Source organism: Phyllobacterium zundukense (genome assembly GCF_025452195.1).
Taxonomy (GTDB): Bacteria; Pseudomonadota; Alphaproteobacteria; order Rhizobiales; family Rhizobiaceae; genus Phyllobacterium; species Phyllobacterium zundukense_A.
This window is the reverse complement of record NZ_CP104973.1, coordinates 3,289,308-3,306,851: the sequence shown is the minus strand read 5'-3', so window position 1 is coordinate 3,306,851 and position 17,544 is coordinate 3,289,308. Positions and strand designations below refer to the sequence as shown.

15 protein-coding genes and 1 pseudogene are annotated in these 17,544 nt (G+C 56.1%); 12 read left to right on the top strand and 4 right to left on the bottom strand.

Features of this window, described 5'->3' with window-relative positions:
- From N8E88_RS28580 to prfB, 11 genes and pseudogenes are all read left to right on the top strand, one after another.
- The gene (locus N8E88_RS28580) at nucleotides 1-1,593 is read left to right on the top strand and encodes a hypothetical protein (protein WP_262293487.1); all 1,593 of its coding nucleotides are present in this window, start codon (nucleotides 1-3) and stop codon (nucleotides 1,591-1,593) included.
- Nucleotides 1,594-1,682: 89 nt separating this feature from the next.
- Nucleotides 1,683-1,970 carry an Asp-tRNA(Asn)/Glu-tRNA(Gln) amidotransferase subunit GatC gene (gene gatC, locus N8E88_RS28575; protein ID WP_262293486.1) on the top strand — a complete coding sequence of 96 codons (288 nt, stop codon included), beginning with the start codon at nucleotides 1,683-1,685 and terminating at the stop codon, nucleotides 1,968-1,970.
- An 8-nt stretch (nucleotides 1,971-1,978) separates the two neighbouring features.
- Entirely contained in the window at nucleotides 1,979-2,461 is a 483-nt protein-coding gene (locus tag N8E88_RS28570; RefSeq protein ID WP_262293485.1) for a GNAT family N-acetyltransferase, read from the top strand.
- A gap of 15 nt (nucleotides 2,462-2,476) precedes the next feature.
- Complete coding sequence (gene gatA / locus N8E88_RS28565) at nucleotides 2,477-3,958, top strand: Asp-tRNA(Asn)/Glu-tRNA(Gln) amidotransferase subunit GatA (protein WP_262293484.1); 1,482 nt, start codon at nucleotides 2,477-2,479, stop codon at nucleotides 3,956-3,958.
- A 10-nt stretch (nucleotides 3,959-3,968) separates the two neighbouring features.
- A complete protein-coding gene (locus tag N8E88_RS28560) occupies nucleotides 3,969-4,454 on the top strand; it encodes a GNAT family N-acetyltransferase (protein ID WP_262293483.1) in 486 nt (161 codons plus the stop codon).
- Between the two features lies 1 nt (nucleotide 4,455).
- Nucleotides 4,456-5,250, top strand: coding sequence for a YdcF family protein (locus tag N8E88_RS28555; protein ID WP_262293482.1), 795 nt, complete (start codon nucleotides 4,456-4,458; stop codon nucleotides 5,248-5,250).
- Nucleotides 5,247-6,425 (top strand): BaiN/RdsA family NAD(P)/FAD-dependent oxidoreductase, encoded by a 1,179-nt coding sequence (locus N8E88_RS28550; RefSeq protein ID WP_262295673.1) that lies wholly within the window; start codon nucleotides 5,247-5,249, stop codon nucleotides 6,423-6,425. The genes N8E88_RS28555 and N8E88_RS28550 overlap by 4 nt, the downstream gene beginning before the upstream one ends.
- A 79-nt stretch (nucleotides 6,426-6,504) precedes the next feature.
- Nucleotides 6,505-6,870, top strand: a complete 366-nt coding sequence (locus N8E88_RS28545) for a GFA family protein (protein ID WP_262293481.1) — start codon at nucleotides 6,505-6,507, stop codon at nucleotides 6,868-6,870.
- Between the two features lie 75 nt (nucleotides 6,871-6,945).
- Nucleotides 6,946-7,125 carry a hypothetical protein gene (locus tag N8E88_RS28540; RefSeq protein WP_112530935.1) on the top strand — a complete coding sequence of 60 codons (180 nt, stop codon included), beginning with the start codon at nucleotides 6,946-6,948 and terminating at the stop codon, nucleotides 7,123-7,125.
- Between the two features lie 329 nt (nucleotides 7,126-7,454).
- Nucleotides 7,455-9,914 (top strand): penicillin-binding protein 1A, encoded by a 2,460-nt coding sequence (locus N8E88_RS28535; protein ID WP_262293480.1) that lies wholly within the window; start codon nucleotides 7,455-7,457, stop codon nucleotides 9,912-9,914.
- A gap of 249 nt (nucleotides 9,915-10,163) precedes the next feature.
- A pseudogene (gene prfB, locus N8E88_RS28530) lies at nucleotides 10,164-11,293 on the top strand (peptide chain release factor 2).
- Nucleotide 11,294: 1 nt separating this feature from the next.
- Here the strand turns inward: prfB and N8E88_RS28525 are convergent.
- The 4 genes from N8E88_RS28525 to N8E88_RS28510 form a co-directional block, all read right to left on the bottom strand.
- A complete protein-coding gene (locus N8E88_RS28525; RefSeq protein ID WP_262293479.1) occupies nucleotides 11,295-11,567 on the bottom strand; it encodes a helix-turn-helix domain-containing protein in 273 nt (90 codons plus the stop codon).
- Nucleotides 11,554-11,769 (bottom strand): type II toxin-antitoxin system RelE/ParE family toxin, encoded by a 216-nt coding sequence (locus tag N8E88_RS31615; RefSeq protein ID WP_315975270.1) that lies wholly within the window; start codon nucleotides 11,767-11,769, stop codon nucleotides 11,554-11,556. Before N8E88_RS31615 ends, N8E88_RS28525 begins: the two co-directional genes overlap by 14 nt.
- 240 nt (nucleotides 11,770-12,009) lie before the next feature.
- A complete protein-coding gene (locus tag N8E88_RS28515; RefSeq protein ID WP_262293478.1) occupies nucleotides 12,010-13,293 on the bottom strand; it encodes a M23 family metallopeptidase in 1,284 nt (427 codons plus the stop codon).
- Nucleotides 13,294-13,411: 118 nt separating this feature from the next.
- Nucleotides 13,412-13,885, bottom strand: a complete 474-nt coding sequence (locus N8E88_RS28510) for a peroxiredoxin (protein ID WP_262293477.1) — start codon at nucleotides 13,883-13,885, stop codon at nucleotides 13,412-13,414.
- 201 nt (nucleotides 13,886-14,086) lie between these two features.
- Between N8E88_RS28510 and N8E88_RS28505 the strand changes: the two genes are divergently transcribed.
- Nucleotides 14,087-17,425 carry a YhdP family protein gene (locus tag N8E88_RS28505; protein WP_262293476.1) on the top strand — a complete coding sequence of 1,113 codons (3,339 nt, stop codon included), beginning with the start codon at nucleotides 14,087-14,089 and terminating at the stop codon, nucleotides 17,423-17,425.
- Nucleotides 17,426-17,544: the final 119 nt, after the last annotated feature.

Sequence of the window (17,544 nt, the reverse complement as noted above, 5' to 3'; positions counted from 1 at the left end):
GTGCGTAAACTTTTTCTGATCTCGTGTTTGCTGGTTGCCACGACGCCGGTGCATGCACAGGCTGTCGATGTCTCCGGCGCAAAAGCGCTTACCGAAGTTCTGTCCAACTATCTTGGAAAGAAAGCGATCGAGAAGAATATCGTCTCGATCGTCCCCGATGGAGACAGTTACCGCATTACCCTCAGCACAGCGAAGTTGATCGAAACACTTCCCAAGCAGGATTATTTCAAGGGTGATTTCGGCGAATACAGCCTGCTGATAAAGCCAGTTGCCGACGGGTCCTGGAATGTCTCATCAACTGCGATTCCCGGTGGCTCAGTCGAGGTAACAACCCCGGAGGGCCGAGAGGCGGTTCAGTGGTCCGTTGACAATGCGAATATCAACGGAACGTTCGATCCCAAAATCGGCGCTTTCTCCAAGGCGTCGTTTTCCTATGGCGCCGTGAAAATGAACACGACAAGCCCTACCCAGAACGTCGAAGCGAGTGTCGATTCGGCCAAGGGTGAAATGCTTGGCATGGCTGCGCCAACGGGCGGTATTGATTTCAGCAGCAACCATTCCGCGATAAACTTTCTGGAAACGGTGACTGTCAAATCGCCGCCTTCAGGAGATGTCGCGACTGGCGCACAGCCGATGAAGATCGTTCTGAGCGGCGGCCAGATCGGCGCCAATGCGGAAGGCAAGGGCCTTCGCAATCTGGAGTTCCTGGAACTCTGGAAATTTTTCATCGCGCATGTGGAAGAGACAACGCTGAAGCATCAGGAGCAGGCCGATCTGAAGGCAAAACTCCTCGCCGCTCTGCCATTTTGGGACAAGCTTTCGGGCGCGTACCAGTTTTCCGATCTCAACGTCGAGACTCCTGTTGGACCATTTGCCGCCAAGACCATGGTTCAGCAAATCGACTTCGATGGCATCAGCAAGAGCGGCGGCTATCACTATGCGCTGCGGACCAACGGTCTGAGATATCCCGCGTTGCCGATACCTGCGTGGAGCGTGCCATTTTTGCCGACTGATGTAGAATTCGCGTTTGGTACGGAAGGTCTTGATCTCGACACGGTTGTCCGGGCAGCAGTCGCCGACATGGATTTGGGGCGTGCAAAGCCGTTTTCCGAAGAGTTTGAAGCAAACACAGCTACCGCATTCATGGCCAACCCGCCGAAGATGGTGATTAACAGGAGCTTTGTCCGTACAGTTGACACGGAGCTTTCGGTTGAAGGGGACGTTTCCTTCACCGCTCTGAAACCGGAGAGCCACACCACATGGGAGATGAGCAATTTCGATGCGGTTGTGGCTCGGTTGACGACGGCGTCCGAACAGGAGCCAGAGATCAAGAATTACATCGTGTTCGCCAAACTCGCCAAGGATTTCGGCATGCTGCTGCCAAACGGAAACATACAATGGATCGTCGACCAGAAATCCGACGGGTCGGTGAGCGTCAACGGGAATCCGGTGAAGGGCCCGGACCCCGTCGTCGATCCGGCAACCGACGACGATACGACGACGATGCCCGATGACCCCACGCAGGATGACAACGTGATCGTGCCTGACGACGAGGAGGACAATTCGGATCCTGCCCCGCCAGCCCCGCAATAGCACCATTTTCAAATCGTCTTGTCCGTTGCGCTTGACCGCAACGGACACTATAGCTGCGTAATCCAAGATCCGAATTTCAGGAATCCCGAATGTCTGTCGATATTTCCACCGTCAAACGCGTTGCGCATCTTGCCCGTATTGCCGTGAGCGAAGACGATGCTGCCCGTATGACAGGGCAGCTGAACACCATTCTCGGCTTTGTCGAACAGCTGAATGAAGTGAATGTCGATGGTGTCGAGCCGATGACATCCGTCACGCCCATGGCGATGAAGAAGCGCTTGGACGTTGTCGACGATGGCGAAAAGGCGGCTGATATTGTTGCCAATGCACCGATCCATGAAGAGAATTTCTTCGTCGTGCCGAAAGTGGTGGAGTAAGCGGAGCGATGGCTATTTCCGTTGCCGTTGAAACGCCACTGCAGGATGACGTCAGGGCACTGGTCAGTGAGCTAAACGATCATCTGTTGCCGCTTTCGCCCATCGAGTTCCAGTTCAAGATGACTGTGGAGCAGATGGCGGGCGCAGATACGACGGTGTTCGTGGCGCGCGACGAGAATGGTGCGGCAGTCGGTTGCGGCGCTTTGAAAGACCATGGAAATCACCTTGGCGAGGTGAAGCGCATGTTCACCCGGCCGACGGTGCGGGGTCAGCGCGTCGGGTCGGCCTTGCTCGAGGCCATAACCGAACTCGCCAAGGAAAAGGGTGTCACGCGGCTCGTCCTCGAAACAGGCACTGGAGCGGGTTTCGCCGACGCATACCGGCTCTACGAGCGCTCGGGGTTCACGCGTTGCGGCGTTCTGCTCGATTATCCGGACTCGGAACACAGTGCATTTTACGAAAAGTGGCTGGCCCTCGCGCCAGCTCAATAAGGACCTGAAAAGACTATGACCGATCTGACCGCTCTCACCATTGCCGAGGCGCGCGAGCAGCTGAAAGCCAAGGCGATTACCGCTACGGAGCTGACTGGCGCTTATATCCAGGCGATCGAGAACGCTAACGAGACGCTGAACGCCTATATCGTCACCACGCCGGAAAAGGCGCTGGAGATGGCGAAAGCTTCGGATGCACGCCTCGCTTCGGGCAATGCCGGAGCGCTCGAGGGCATTCCGCTTGGCATCAAGGACCTGTTCGGTACCGAAGGTATTCATACGCAGGCTGCATCGCATATCCTCGACGGATTCAAGCCGCATTATGAGTCGACCGTGACCGCCAATCTGTGGGCGGATGGCGCAGTCATGCTCGGCAAGCTCAACATGGACGAGTTTGCCATGGGCTCGTCGAACGAAACCTCCTATTACGGCCCTGTTAAAAACCCTTGGCGCGCAGAGGGGTCCAACGTCGATCTTGTACCCGGCGGTTCCTCTGGCGGCTCGGCCGCTGCGGTCGCCGCACGCTTGTGCGCCGGTGCTACGGCCACCGATACCGGCGGTTCGATCCGCCAGCCAGCCGCCTTCACCGGCACTGTTGGCATCAAGCCGACCTATGGCCGCTGCTCGCGCTGGGGCATCGTCGCCTTCGCCTCATCGCTCGATCAGGCCGGACCAATTGCACGCGACGTGCGTGATGCGGCGATCCTGCTCAAATCCATGGCTTCGGTTGACGCGAAGGACACAACGTCGGTCGATATCGCCGTGCCGGATTACGAGTCGGCCATCGGCAAGCCGCTTGCCGGACTCAAGATAGGCATTCCCAAGGAATACCGCGTCGATGGTATGCCGGAAGAAATCGAAAAGCTCTGGCAGCAGGGCATTGCATGGTTGAAAGATGCCGGCGCTTCGATCGTCGATATCTCGCTGCCACATACGAAATATGCGCTGCCTGCCTATTATATCGTGGCGCCCGCCGAGGCTTCATCGAACCTTGCCCGCTATGATGGCGTACGCTACGGCTTGCGCGTTCCAGGCAAGGACATCGTCGACATGTACGAAAGGACCCGCGCCACCGGCTTCGGCGAAGAGGTCAAGCGCCGCATCATGATCGGCACATATGTGCTTTCGGCCGGGTACTACGACGCCTACTATCTTCAGGCGCAGAAGGTCCGCACCCTGATCAAGAAAGACTTCGAGGACGTCTTCCACGCGGGTGTCGATGCGATCCTGACGCCAGCCACGCCTTCGGCGGCATTCGGCATTGCCGACCAGGATATGGCGGCCGACCCGGTCAAAATGTATCTCAACGACATCTTCACCGTCACCGTGAACATGGCTGGTCTTCCGGGTATCGCTGTCCCCGCTGGCCTCGATGCGCGAGGACTGCCGCTTGGCCTGCAGCTTATCGGGCGGCCGTTCGACGAGGGAACGCTGTTCCAGACCGCCTATGTCATCGAACAGGCGGCAGGCAAGTTCAACGCTCCGAAATGGTGGTAACGTAAGCGAGATGTCCTCATTTCGCATCCGACCTGCAGCAGAGGCCGACATTGCTGCCATCGCTGCGGTCGGCGCCCGCGCCTGGGCGTCCAACGTTTTTTCGTTCGAACCCGAATTGCCCGGCATGCGAATGCACGTCGAAAAGGCATTCCGCGCGTTTGCAGATTCGTCCTACAGAAATGTTCTGGTGGGTGAACTGGACAACGTCGTGCTTGGCTGGGGCGCCCGGGAAGAGGACAACGACTACATCTCCGATCTGTGGGTTGATCCCGTCGTTCAGGGCCAAGGGATCGGTTCGGCAATCCTCCGTACGTTGATGGCCAATATTCGCGATGCGGGATATTTGCGTGCTCGTATCAGCACCCATGCACGCAATGTGAAGGCCATCCGGCTCTATGAGCGCGAAGGCTTCACTGTCATCGAACAGGGCTCGGAATGGTCGACAAGCCTCGAGCGAGAGATGGACAAGGTAAAAATGCTGGCGGAGCTCCGATAGAATGTTCTTCACTCTGTCCAAAATCCTCTGGTTCTTCGCCGAGCCGCTGAATTTCTCCATATTGTTGATCGGTCTGACGTTCTTTCTGCTGCTGCTGGCTTGGCGGCGTTTCGCTTTGGTGACAGCGGTGGGGGCTTTTCTGATCCTCGGCCTTGGCGCATGGACGTCTCTGGGCGCGCTCATGATGCATCCGCTTGAGGACCGCTTTCAACGCCCGGCCTCGTTGCCGGAGAAGATCGACGGGATCATTGTGCTCGGCGGCGGCCTCGAGGGCGGTGTGAATCTGGTCCGCGGTGGTTATGAGATGAACTCCAGCGGCGACCGGTTTGTCGAGGCGGCTGTTCTCGCCGCGCGCCATCCGCAAGCCAAGGTCGTCGTGACCGGTGGATCGGGTAATTTGTTGCTCAAGGGCGAGGGTGATGGTGTGACGGCACCCCGTTTGCTGACGGCGCTCGGCGTCGCCCCCGATCGGCTCATCATGGAAAGCCAGTCGCGCAACACCTATGAAAATGCGGTTTTCACGAAGGACTTGGTGAAGCCGAAACCCGGCGAGACGTGGGTGCTGATTACGTCGGCATTCCATATGCCGCGCTCCATGGGGATCTTTCGCACAGTCGGGTTCGATGTTGTGCCTTGGCCCTCCGACTACCGGACGTCAGGCGACGAGGGCATAGGCGTTACGCATGACAATCCGCAGGATTCGCTGCAGAATGTGTCGATAGCGCTTAGAGAATGGATCGGACTCGTCGCCTACCGCCTGACGGGGCGGACGGGCGAGCTTTTGCCATCGCCATGAAACAGGTGGACGTCCTTATCATAGGTGCCGGCGCCGCAGGTATGATGTGCGCCATTGAGGCAGGCAAGCGCGGCCGCTCCGTGCTCATTGTCGACCATGCTGCCGCGCCCGGCGAAAAGATCCGCATATCGGGCGGTGGCCGCTGCAATTTCACCAATCTCAATGCGGCACCGCAGAACTTTATCAGCAAGAACCCGCATTTTTGCATTTCGGCCTTGCGCCGCTACACCCAGCGCGACTTTATCGGTCTCGTAGATCGCCATGGCATTGCCTGGCATGAAAAGACGCTCGGCCAACTTTTTTGCGATGGATCGGCAAAGCAGATCATCGATATGTTGGTGACGGAGATGAACCAGGCGGGGGTTGAGCTTCGGCTTCGTACGACCGTCGATGCTGTCGCGAAATCAGGCGATGCATTTGAACTCGATCTGTCGGGCGAACGCGTACGGTGTTTGTCCCTCGTCGTTGCATGCGGCGGAAAATCCATACCGAAAATGGGCGCAACCGGCTTTGGGTACGAGATCGCCAAACAATTCGAGGTTGCGCTCACCGAAACACGCCCGGCGCTGGTGCCGCTGACGTTTGACGAGAATACGCTTGCTCCGCTCAAACCCCTGTCTGGCATTTCCGTCGATGCAGTTGTGAGTCACGGCAAGACAGAGTTCAGCGAGGCCATGCTGTTCACCCATCGCGGTCTGAGTGGTCCTTCTATCCTGCAGATTTCATCCTATTGGAGGGAAGGCGATGTGATCTCGGTTGCCATGCTCCCGGGCGTCAGGGTCTTCGAGGCACTACGCGCCGCACGCAGCCGCAACGGCCGGCAAGCGCTGCAGACGGCACTTGGCGAACTATTACCGAAACGCCTCGCGCAGTTGATTGCAGAAAACAGCAGGATAGAAGCGCATCTGGCGGATATTTCGGACAAGCAGCTTCTTGCGGTGGAAAAATCGGTCAATGAATGGCAAATCAGGCCAGCAGGGTCCGAAGGCTACCGTACAGCGGAGGTGACGCTCGGCGGTGTCGATACGGATATGCTTGACCAGAAAACGATGGAAGCGAGATCCACAAAAGGCCTTTATTTTGTCGGTGAAGTTGTCGATGTAACGGGTTGGCTCGGCGGCTATAATTTCCAATGGGCATGGTCATCGGGCTGGGTGGCAGGGCAATCGGTCTAGGAGGGCGATTGTCGGTTTCAATCGTGAACTCCATGGCTATCATTACCGGATGAAAGGATGATCTCGGGAGGAGGAGCTCATGACAATTCTGGGAAGTTGCCATTGTGGCGCGATCAAATTCGAAATCAGTGAAGCGCCGACCATTGTAACGGCGTGCACCTGTACGTTCTGCACAAAACGCGGCGCGCTCTGGGCGTATTTTCAGCCGGCACAGGTGAAGCTTTCGGTAACGCCCGAGGCCGACACAGCATATTCGCGCAATGGCATGAACAAGCATCATCATTGCAACGTCTGCGGTTGCGGGACGTTTTCACAAGTGCCGACATGGATTGACTACAAACCGGACTTCGACAAGCCACGAATTAGCGTCAACGTTCGTCTCTTCGACAATTTCGATATAGGTTCGTTACCGGTGGAAACGCTGGACGGGAGAAATCTCTGGTAAGTCATTGCCTCGGCGAGAGAATCCTGCTTCCCTGATTTACGACCTAACGTTTGTTGCAAGCAGGGAGGTACGGCCATGTGGATCAATCTGACGGATGTCAATGGGGATCACATTACACTCAACTTCGCTCACGTCGTCTCTTTCAACCCCTATGGAACAGGGACGCACATTGTGACAACCACGGCGGGGTTAACTTTTTTCGTGAAGGAAACTACCGAAGAAATCCAGCGCAAAGTCGGAATTACGACCAGTTAGGCAAAGCACGTATTGAATTGGCGATCGATGCAGGGAGGGGGCAGTGGCGGTGGTCTCAACCTCCCATTGCATTAAGATTGTAGAGAAAATCACTCTTCCGTGCGTTGCCCAAACCCCACAATTGGTATTTATATTGTGAACACGCGCGGGTTGTCCTTGCCTTTGTCACATTTGTCGCTCAATTGCGTCAACGAGTTACCGGCATTGCATTATTCGATTGCCGGACGGGGAAGACCTTCGGGATTGGTGTCTTCCACGATGCAATCTGCATGATCTGCTCATGCATTGGTAACGCACATGCCAACAGGTGAAATGGGTTCCGGATACAAATGATACGCTTGATCGGATATTTTTTCGGAATCGGCACTGTCATGGCGCTTCTGGGAGCGGGTGCCGTCGCGCTCTACGTTGTCAACATGTCAAAAGACCTGCCCGACTACGAAGTGCTGGCTAAGTATGAGCCGCCGGTCATGACACGTGTTCATTCTTCCGATGGTTCGTTGATGGCTGAATTTGCGCGCCAACGCCGGCTTTATTTGCCGATCCAGGCTGTCCCCGACCGCGTCAAGGCAGCATTTATCTCGGCCGAAGACAAGAATTTCTATCAGCATCCCGGTGTGGATATCGCTGGTCTTACCCGCGCAGTCATCACCAATGTGCAGAATTGGGGCTCACGCCGGCCGGTCGGTGCATCGACGATTACACAGCAGGTTGCGAAGAACTTCCTCCTGAGCAACGATCAGACGATCGGACGCAAGGTCAAGGAAGCGATTCTTTCCTTTCGCATCGAGCAGGCCTATTCCAAGGATCGCATTCTCGAACTCTATCTGAACGAAATTTTCTTCGGCTTGAACTCCTACGGTATCGCCGGGGCTGCGCTGACCTACTACAACAAATCGGTCAACGAACTGACCGTAGCCGAAGCCGCTTACCTCGCAGCGCTTCCCAAGGGGCCATCGAATTACCACCCGTTCCGGCAGCCGGATCGTGCCGTCGAACGCCGTAATTGGGTGATCGACCGTATGGCTGAAAATGGCTATGTGACCGCCGAGGAAGCAAAAGTAGCCAAGGCGGAACCGCTTGGCGTCACGCCGCGTCACACGGGCAATTATCTCTTTGCTTCAGAATATTTCACGGAAGAAGTCCGGCGTCAGATCATCGCCCGTTATGGCGAAAATGCGCTTTACGAGGGCGGCCTGTCGGTTCGCACAACGCTTGATCCGAAAATGCAGGTGCAGGCGCGTGCAGCGTTGCAGCACGGCCTCTTCAAATACGATGAAGCGCGAGGCTATCGCGGCGCCTACAAGACCATTTCGACGAACGGCGACTGGGGCATTCCCCTTTCAGAGATAAAAGCGTTTTCCGATGTTCCCGACTGGCAGTTGGCCGTCGTGCTTGAGGTGACGCCGGAGCAGGCGACCATCGGGCTCCAGCCGGAGCGGGACGCATCGGACAAACTTGCCACTGAACGCAAGAAGGGCACCATTGCAGCGGCGGATATCAAATGGGCTTTCCGCTTGCTCAATGATGACAAGCGCACCACAGCCAAGTCGCTGGAGAGCGTTTTCAACGTCGGTGACGTGATCTTCGTTCAGAAGAAAGAGGGCAGCGACACCGAATTCGATCTGCATCAGGTGCCGAAAATCGAAGGTGGCGCGGTGGCGATGGATCCGCATACGGGGCGTGTGCTTGCCATGGTTGGCGGCTTCTCCTTTGCCGAATCCGAATTCAACCGGGCAACGCAGGCAATGCGTCAGCCGGGCTCGTCTTTCAAACCATTCGTCTACTCTGCCGCGCTCGACAATGGCTATACACCGGCGTCCGTGGTTCTCGATGGACCGATCTCCGTCGATCAGGGTGGCAGTCTTGGAATCTGGGCGCCGAAGAACTACGGCGGTAAATTCGCAGGTCCATCGACATTGCGCTATGGTATCGAGCAGTCGCGCAATCTGATGACTGTGAGACTGGCCCAGGACATGGGCATGAAACTCGTGGCCGAATATGCCGAGCGGTTCGGCATTTATGACAAGATGCTGCCGGTTCTCGCCATGGCGCTTGGCTCCGGCGAAACTACGGTTCTGCGCATGGTCACGGGTTATTCGATCATTGCAAATGGCGGTCGCAAGATAACGCCATCGATGATCGACCGGATACAAGACCGCTACGGCAAGACGATTTTCAAGCATGACGAGCGCAAGTGCGATAATTGTTCGGCAGACGAGTGGAAGAATCAGCCGGAACCCGAGTTGATCGACGATCGGGATCAGGTGCTCGACCCGATGACCGCCTACCAGATCACATCCATGATGGAGGGCGTGGTTGAGCGCGGTACCGCAACGATCCTGAAAAGCCTCAACCGACCTATAGCCGGCAAGACCGGAACCACCAACGATGAAAAAGACGCCTGGTTCATTGGCTTCACGCCGAACCTCGTCTTCGGCGTTTACCTCGGATATGACGATCCTGCGCCCATGGGTCACGGCTTCACCGGTAGCGGGCTTGCGGCACCAGTGTTCAAGGACTTTGCTGAGGCTGCATTGCAAGGCCAGCGATCTGTACCCTTCGACCCCCCGCCGGGCATGAGTGTAATCGCAATCGATCGCAAGACAGGCATGCGGGCATCGCCTGGCGGAGCGAACGTCATCATGGAAGCGTTCAAGCCGGGTACGGGACCTGCCGACAGCTATTCTGTCATCGGCATGGATACGTTCTCGGAGGGCTCGCCTGTCGGAGTCCAGTCTCCGAATGTCAACCGGGCGATACAAGGCGGTGGCGGCGGCCTCTTCTGACGACTCTTCAATAACTTCACCCTGATGGGCATCTGATGCGATTTTCTCCGCTTCCGATGCTCATGGACAGAAATGTCCACTGCGCTTCGGGTCTCGAAAATCACACCGGCTACCTCATCAGGCTGAATTCTCAAAAGCCCCAACTGGTTCCTGCCGCGGTCATTTGCATTGAACCCGAACACTTTACATCGCGCGGACCAGTCAATATGGTCCGCCGAAATTTGAGCATAAAGAAGGAACGGATTGCCGATGCGCGCCGAAATCGAGACCCTCGTCGATGAGATCAAGCAGGCCATAAGCCTGCTGAGGAGGCATCTTTGACTGGGATACATCAATTAAACGCCTGGGCTATCTGAACCAGCTCGCCGAAGATCCAACACTCTGGAACGACGCGCAGGAAGCGCAAAAGCTGATGCGCGAACGCCAGCAGCTGGAAGACGGCATCAATTCGATCTCGCACGCTGACGCAGTCCCTAGATGACAATGTCGAACTCATCGCCATGGGCGAGGAGGAGGACGACAAGTCGATCGTGACGGAGGCGGAAGAGAATATCCGCGCCATCAAACAGGAAGTCGACCGTCGCCAAATCGATACGTTGCTCTCCGGCGAGGCCGACGCAAACGACACGTATCTGGAAGTACATTCCGGTGCGGGCGGTACAGAGAGCCAGGACTGGGCGAATATGCTCCTGCGCATGTACACGCGCTGGGCAGAGCGCAAAGGCATGAAAGTCGAATTGCTCGAAGTCCATTATGGCGAAGAAGCTGGCATCAAATCTGCCACCATCCTCGTCAAGGGGCACAACGCTTACGGGCTCTTGAAGACGGAATCCGGTGTACACCGGCTCGTGCGTATTTCGCCCTACGATTCCAATGCACGCAGGCACACGTCGTTTTCGAGCATCTGGGTCTACCCGGTCGTCGATGACAATATCGATATCGCGGTAACCGAAGCAGACGTCCGCATCGATACCTATCGCGCATCCGGCGCCGGTGGTCAGCACGTCAACACGACCGATTCGGCGGTTCGTATCACGCATATCGCCACGGGTATTGTCGTGCAGTGTCAGGCAGAGCGTTCGCAGCACAAGAACCGCGCGACGGCCTGGTCGATGTTGCGCGCCCGTCTCTATGAGGCGGAACTGGAAAAACGTGAACAGGCAGCAGATGCGATTTCAGCCTCCAAGACCGATATCGGCTGGGGACACCAGATCCGCTCCTACGTGCTGCAGCCTTATCAGCTGGTGAAGGATTTGCGCACCGGTGTTGAAAGCACGAGCCCGCAAGATGTGCTCGACGGCGATGTCGATATGTTCATGGAGGCCGCTCTGGCCCACCGCGTGCACGGATCGGATGTCGAAGTCGAAGACATTGCTTGATTTATGCCGCTTCGAGTTCAATGTGGACGCGGCGGCCAAGAGCCGTAGCAATATTGACCAACGCGTCTAGTGAGAACCGCGAAACGCGACCGCGCAACAAATCATTTATGCGCGGTTGCGTGACATCGCAATGGATGGCTGCCTCGGTCTGTTTCCAACCATTTTCTTCGATGATCTTGGCGATCTGCCTCATCAGCTCTGCTCTAGTCCGCAGGTTCGCGGCCTCGGCAGGTGTGTCGGTGATCGCATCCCAAACACTATCAAACTTTTCCATCTCCACCATGCAATAGCCTTTTGAGTTCTTTGTACCGCACCCTTGCAAGCTTGATCTCTTGTGCTTGCGTGGTCTGCGTTTTCTTCTGAAATGCGCTTAGAACATAGACGGCATCTGACAACCGTGCAGTGTAGATCAATCGATAAGTCCCGCTATCGTCCCATATCCTGAGTTCCTCTACACGCTGGCCGATTGTTGGCATTGGCTTGTAGTCGTCAGGCCTTCGCCTCGTTGCACCTTGTCCAGTTGATAGCCCGCGTCCTGCCTTGCCATTGCAGGAAAATCACGTAGCCGTTTGATGGAATCTCCCAGAAACCTCAATTGCTTCATAAAAATATACTGCTTTGGATATAAACACAAATTTATTGAAAGAAATAAATCAAATTTACCAGCCATTGTTTCATGGCTGACTCACACAGCAAATGACACTTTAAGCTTAAGACTAAAGTTCGGCTGCCAGCTTCCGCCCAATCGCCAGATACCCGAGAGGATTGACCGCGCCGCCGTTCCTGCGAACTTCATAATGCAGATGAGGGCCCGTCGAGCGTCCGGTGCTGCCGACCTTGCCGATCGTATCGCCAAGTTTCACGCGCTGGCCGACGCTTACGAGAATCAGACTCAAATGGCCATAACGCGTCACGAGTCCGTTGCCGTGGTCGACCTCGACCATATTGCCATAGCCGCCATTATAATCGGCGGCGGTCACCGTTCCGTTGGCGGTGGCATGCACCGAGCTTCCCGATATGGCGCGAAAATCCATACCGGAATGAAACGCGATCATCCCAAGAAGCGGGTCCGCGCGTGAACCAAACGGGCTTGAAACCGGCATGCCGGGAACCGGATTGGCGATGGGAATGGATTTTGCGAGGCTCTTGGCGCTCTCGAGCCGCTGTACCGCTTCATCGAGATCGGCAAATTTTATGTCGAAACCGGATGTCGGATTTGTGCTTGCCAGCAGCAATGGCCCACCCGTACCGGCAGTTTCATCGTCAGGGACATGTTTGACGCCGGTCGCAGCCAAGGCTTCCATAATCCGGTCGGCGCTCTCATAGGCGGTGTTGGAGAGCTTCTGCATTTGCTGAGTCTGCCGGGATTCTATCCCGGTCAAGGAATGATCGACGGATTTGAGCAGAAGCTCGGCCTTGTCTACGCCGGTTTTGGCCTTGTCACGGTGCGGCGCTGGCTTGCGTGTTGAAGTGGTCGGTCCCGTAATGATCGGATCAATGCCGTAAAAACCTTCTGCATCGTCGGAATTCACCACGTCCTGACCGTTACCCTCCATCGAAAGAGCATTGGCGGCGTCTCCCGGCAAAACGGCCCCGGCTTTTTCAGCGCGCTGCAGCACGGGCGCAAGCTTGTCATGCCGTTCGCTGAGAGCCCTCTGCCGTTGAATGAGCTCACTGACTTTGCCGTCCATCAATTTCTGGTCGAGCAATTGCCGGCTTGTGATGCGATCCAGCTGAATGCGCAGCGCGGCAATCCGGTCTTCATAGGCCTGCTGCAAGCGTGCCTGACGGGCGACGTTGCCGGTTATGAGGTCATCGCGGAAGACCAGATAGGATGTCGCGAGAAGATAGCTGCCAACGAGGCCAAGGGCGAGGGTGCCACCAAGGAATGCCATCCACGGCTTGATGGTGAAATGCCGGATCGTTTCGCCCCGCGCGATAATGATCGTGTGGGGCTCTCTCGTGCTGCCGAAGATGCTGTTAGTTTGAGGCTTCTTCATTGCGGCTACGCTCGTTGATTTGCAGCTTCAATTTATACAGCGATTACACTCTGTTAGGGTTAACAAATCCTGACAACTGCACTGTATTTCAATCAAATTGCAACTAAAACGCGCAAAGTCACGTCCCAAGAGCCTTGGTTGCTTCGAGCACTTCGGCTGCATGTCCCGGAACTTTTACCTTGTTCCAGATTTTGGCGATCTTGCCAGCCGAATCGATCAGGTACGTCGTCCGCTCTACGCCCATGTATTTCCGGCCATACATGCTTTTCTCAACCCAAAGACCGTAGGCTTCGATGATTGCCTTGTCTTCGTCTGCAACGAGGTCGACCTTCAAATCATGTTTGGTCTTGAACTTGTCGTGTTTCTTGACGGGGTCCGGTGACATGCCGATGACCTTCGCCCCAAGCTTCTCGAACTGCGGTCTGAGACCCGAAAATTCAATCGCTTCCTGGGTGCAGCCGCTCGTGTCGTCCTTGGGATAGAAATAGAGAATGACAGGCTTTCCGCGCAGGCCCGACAGGGTGATCGTACCGCCACCATCACGCGGCAAGGTGAAGTCCGGCGGGGTGCTGCCGATATCCAAAATAGTCATAGGAATGCCTTTCTTTGATGATTGAACGCGAACGCTACTTACGCAATTATAGAGAGGTGCGGGAATCGTCTACGGTTTCCCAATTGATTCCTCAATTGGCTTTGGAATTTGACAGAGAAACCGAAAAGAGTCCGCTTTACAAAGCGGGACTTCACGAAACTGCACCAATATCCTTCTGCTTGCGAGCAAGACGAGGTTCCTGTGCCGACGCCTCGAAGGCGATCGCGGCTGCATTTCGCGGCCGGCGCCACATGCTCCTTCGCCATTCTTATGGCGGTCTTGGCCGGCATCGCTTTTGTCGTTTTGCGCGTGGGCATTGGTGGTGAAGCGCTGACGCAGCGGGCGCAAACCGCGTTGCAAACGGTTCTCGGCCCGGCCGCAGTTGCCACGATCAATTCCGCGCAGATTTCTCTAGACCGGCGCCATCACGTCGCCCTCGAGGCGCGAGACGTCAATATTACCGATGCCAAGCGTGGCATCGAAATCAATGATGTACGCTCTGTCCGTATCGGTCTGGCAACAATGCCCTTGTTGCACGGCAATGTGCGCGTCGAGCGACTGGAACTCGACGGCGCGCAGATCAAGGTTACCTCGGTTGTGCCCTTCGATTTCATGTCTTTGGTGCCCAAGGACGATCGCGGCCTTGTCGATCTCGACGGTGCATCGGCGGCAATTTTCTCGGGTCTCCAAAGTGCGGTATCGCTGCTCGATCAGCGTGAGACGCGCGATATCTCGATTGCAGATACAACGTTTGATTTCACGCTTGCGGGTGCGCCGGAACGTTTGCGCATCGTCAATCTCGATCTATCGGAAACCGGTGGCCCGGTTGCCATCAATGGCACGGTGGAGTGGCGCGGAAAGCAAGTCGATATCAATGCTCAGGCCAAGCGTTCGGCGATCGGAGCGAAGATCGAAGCGTTTTCGTTGGCTATCAGCAAGATTCCGCTCGCAGGTAAATTCGGTACGGCCCCTGTGCCTGACATTGACGGCATCAAGCCCGATGGCGCCTATCTGACCTACGACAATCTGACTGAGGTGAAGCTGGATGGTCTGGCGGCGACTGCTTCCGAGCCAGCGCGTGTCTGGGGTGCGCTCAATATCGGCAAGGGCCCGGTTACGATCGGCAATGTCGAAGATATGGCGGTGGAATCCCAGATTAATTTCGAACACTTAGCAGGGGTCGACCAGATTGCGATCAAACCGTCGAACATTCATTTCGGTGGATTCACGGGCATTGTCGAAGGAGCAATCGGACCGGAGACGCGGCCGCCGGGTCCTGCGTCAGCGGCCAATCCGGGTTACCAGTTCGAACTTACCACCAAAGACGCCAAATCAGCTCCTGCCGATTCTCCGGTCCCGGCGCTTCCCTTCGATGCGCGCCTTGCGGGCCGGTATGACTTGACGTTGAAGCACCTCGATGTCTCGCAGATAGAAGTGCTGGCAAACAAGGCAAGTTCGCTGTCCGGCAACGCCAGCGTTACTTTCGGCGGCGGTTCACCTGCGATGAACCTCGACCTGCAGATACCTGAAATGCCGGTCGCGGATGTCAAGCAGCTATGGCCTATCTGGGTCGCTACGGGTGCTCGACGCTGGCTTATCGACAAGATGCACGACGGGGAGGCGAAGGACAGCACAATCAAAGTGACGTTTCCGGCCGGACGATTCAACGGACCAGGCAAGCCGCCACCTCTCGAGGATAATGAAGTTCAAGTCGATTTCAATGTCACGGGCTCGCGATTTGATATTGTCGGAGAACTACCAGCTGTTCAGAACGCCGATGGGAAAATCAGCGTTCGAGGCGCCTATACGACGATCAGTCTAGAGAAGGGGTCGTCAATCACGCCCGCCAATCGCGAGGTGGAGATCGTCGATGGAAAGCTTGTCATTCCGTGGGGCCCGCAACGCCCAGTCCTCTCCGACCTTGATTTGAATGTTGTAGGCGACGCTTCCGCCGTCTCCGAATTCATCGGGTTTAAACCCATCAACGGCTTGAAAAATCTTCCTTTTGCCCCGGAAGACATAAAAGGTGATGTGAAGGCACACGTGCTCGTGACGTTTCCGGTGACACGCCGTGCGCCAGCGGGAAGCCTGACATGGTCCGCTGACATGCAATTATCCAATGTTTCGATCGCAAAGAAGATCGATGGGCAGGCGATAACCGATGCTGACGGAACGCTCTCCGTCAATCAGGATGAAGCGCGTATCGAGGCCACCGCGCAGGTGAATGGCATTCCCGCTGAAGTGACGATGTTTGAACCCTTGGGGAAAAACACAGCGAAGCGCGAACAGAGCGTAACTTTGCAACTCGATGACAAGACCCGGAATGCGCTGTTCCCGGCGCTCGATCCTTTGCTTTCCGGCCCGATTTCCGTAGAAATCGACAAGACGGCCGACGGGTCGCGGGTCGCTATCGCCGATCTGACGAAGGCCGAAATCAAACTTGCACAGCTAGGTTGGACCAAGGGTGCGGGCGTAAAAGCGACCGCAAAATTCTCGCTCCAGCAAGATGGGGACAACGCCAGCATCCGCGACCTTGACATTTCCGGCGACACGTTCCGCTTGCAAGGCGATGTGAATGTCGTGGATGGGGATATGACCTCGGCTGATTTTGGTACCGTCAGGTTAAATCGCGGTGACGATATCGCGGTAAAGGTCGACCGCACCAAATATGGATACAGGGTCGGTGTGAAGGGCAGTTCATTCGATGCCCGCCCTTTGCTCAATCAGATAACAGACAAGAAAAAGAACGGAGGCAACGACAGCAACAGCAAGCAGCGCGTGCTGGTTAATGCCGACATCGATACCGTAACCGGTTTTTACTCCGAGAACTTTGCCAATGTGTCTCTGTCATATGAGGGGGTGGGCTCAAACGTTTCGGGCCTCGCCTTCAACGCCGTAACCAAAACGGGACAGAAGGTGGTGGCAGCCGATAGTTCAGAAAGTGGTGCGCGTTCTATCAGCCTGCAATCGAAGGATGCCGGTGCGGTGCTGCGCTTCTTCGGCTTTTACGACAAGATGTCCGGAGGCAGCATCAATGTTGCGCTCGATTCCAAGGGTGACGGTCCTTTGCGGGGGCAGATCGACGCGCGTGATTTTACACTGGTCAACGAACCGCGCTTGGCCAAGCTGGTATCCACAGCGCCCAACGGTACGAGCCTCAACGATGCGGTGAAGAAGAATATCGACGTGTCGAGAGTGACGTTCGACCGCGGTTTCTCGCAAATCGAGAAGGGCGCGAATTACATAAACCTTGCCAATGGCGTTATCCGCGGTTCGACGATCGGCACGACGTTCCAGGGCGTGCTCAGCGATCCCCAGGGCAACATGTCGCTTACAGGCACATTCATGCCCGCCTACGGGATCAACCGCATCTTTGGCGATGTCCCGATCCTTGGCCTTTTCCTCGGCAACGGCCGCGATGGCGGGTTGATCGGCATCACTTACAAATTGATCGGGCCATTGAAACAGCCGCAGATTATCGTCAATCCGATTTCGGTGATCGCGCCGGGTATTTTCCGTTCCATTTTTGAATTTCAGTAGAGGCCAATCTTCTACAGGCTTGAGGCTTTACCGGGTAGCAATGCGGCTGTGCGTGGTTCGACGGGGCTCACCATGAGGGAGGTTGATAATTGCAGGGAGACATTATCTCCAACGTTGCT

Excerpts from the sequence above, each read along its gene's own strand:
- gatC (WP_262293486.1), top strand. The coding sequence starts at position 1,683 with ATGTCTGTCGATATTTCCACCGTCAAACGCGTTGCGCATCTTGCCCGT.
- N8E88_RS28570 (WP_262293485.1), top strand. The coding sequence starts at position 1,979 with ATGGCTATTTCCGTTGCCGTTGAAACGCCACTGCAGGATGACGTCAGG.
- gatA (WP_262293484.1), top strand. The coding sequence starts at position 2,477 with ATGACCGATCTGACCGCTCTCACCATTGCCGAGGCGCGCGAGCAGCTG.
- N8E88_RS28560 (WP_262293483.1), top strand. The coding sequence starts at position 3,969 with ATGTCCTCATTTCGCATCCGACCTGCAGCAGAGGCCGACATTGCTGCC.
- N8E88_RS28555 (WP_262293482.1), top strand. The coding sequence starts at position 4,456 with ATGTTCTTCACTCTGTCCAAAATCCTCTGGTTCTTCGCCGAGCCGCTG.
- N8E88_RS28550 (WP_262295673.1), top strand. The coding sequence starts at position 5,247 with ATGAAACAGGTGGACGTCCTTATCATAGGTGCCGGCGCCGCAGGTATG.
- N8E88_RS28545 (WP_262293481.1), top strand. The coding sequence starts at position 6,505 with ATGACAATTCTGGGAAGTTGCCATTGTGGCGCGATCAAATTCGAAATC.
- N8E88_RS28540 (WP_112530935.1), top strand. The coding sequence starts at position 6,946 with ATGTGGATCAATCTGACGGATGTCAATGGGGATCACATTACACTCAAC.
- N8E88_RS28535 (WP_262293480.1), top strand. The coding sequence starts at position 7,455 with ATGATACGCTTGATCGGATATTTTTTCGGAATCGGCACTGTCATGGCG.
- N8E88_RS28525 (WP_262293479.1), bottom strand. The coding sequence starts at position 11,567 with ATGGAAAAGTTTGATAGTGTTTGGGATGCGATCACCGACACACCTGCC.
- N8E88_RS31615 (WP_315975270.1), bottom strand. The coding sequence starts at position 11,769 with ATGCCAACAATCGGCCAGCGTGTAGAGGAACTCAGGATATGGGACGAT.
- N8E88_RS28515 (WP_262293478.1), bottom strand. The coding sequence starts at position 13,293 with ATGAAGAAGCCTCAAACTAACAGCATCTTCGGCAGCACGAGAGAGCCC.
- N8E88_RS28510 (WP_262293477.1), bottom strand. The coding sequence starts at position 13,885 with ATGACTATTTTGGATATCGGCAGCACCCCGCCGGACTTCACCTTGCCG.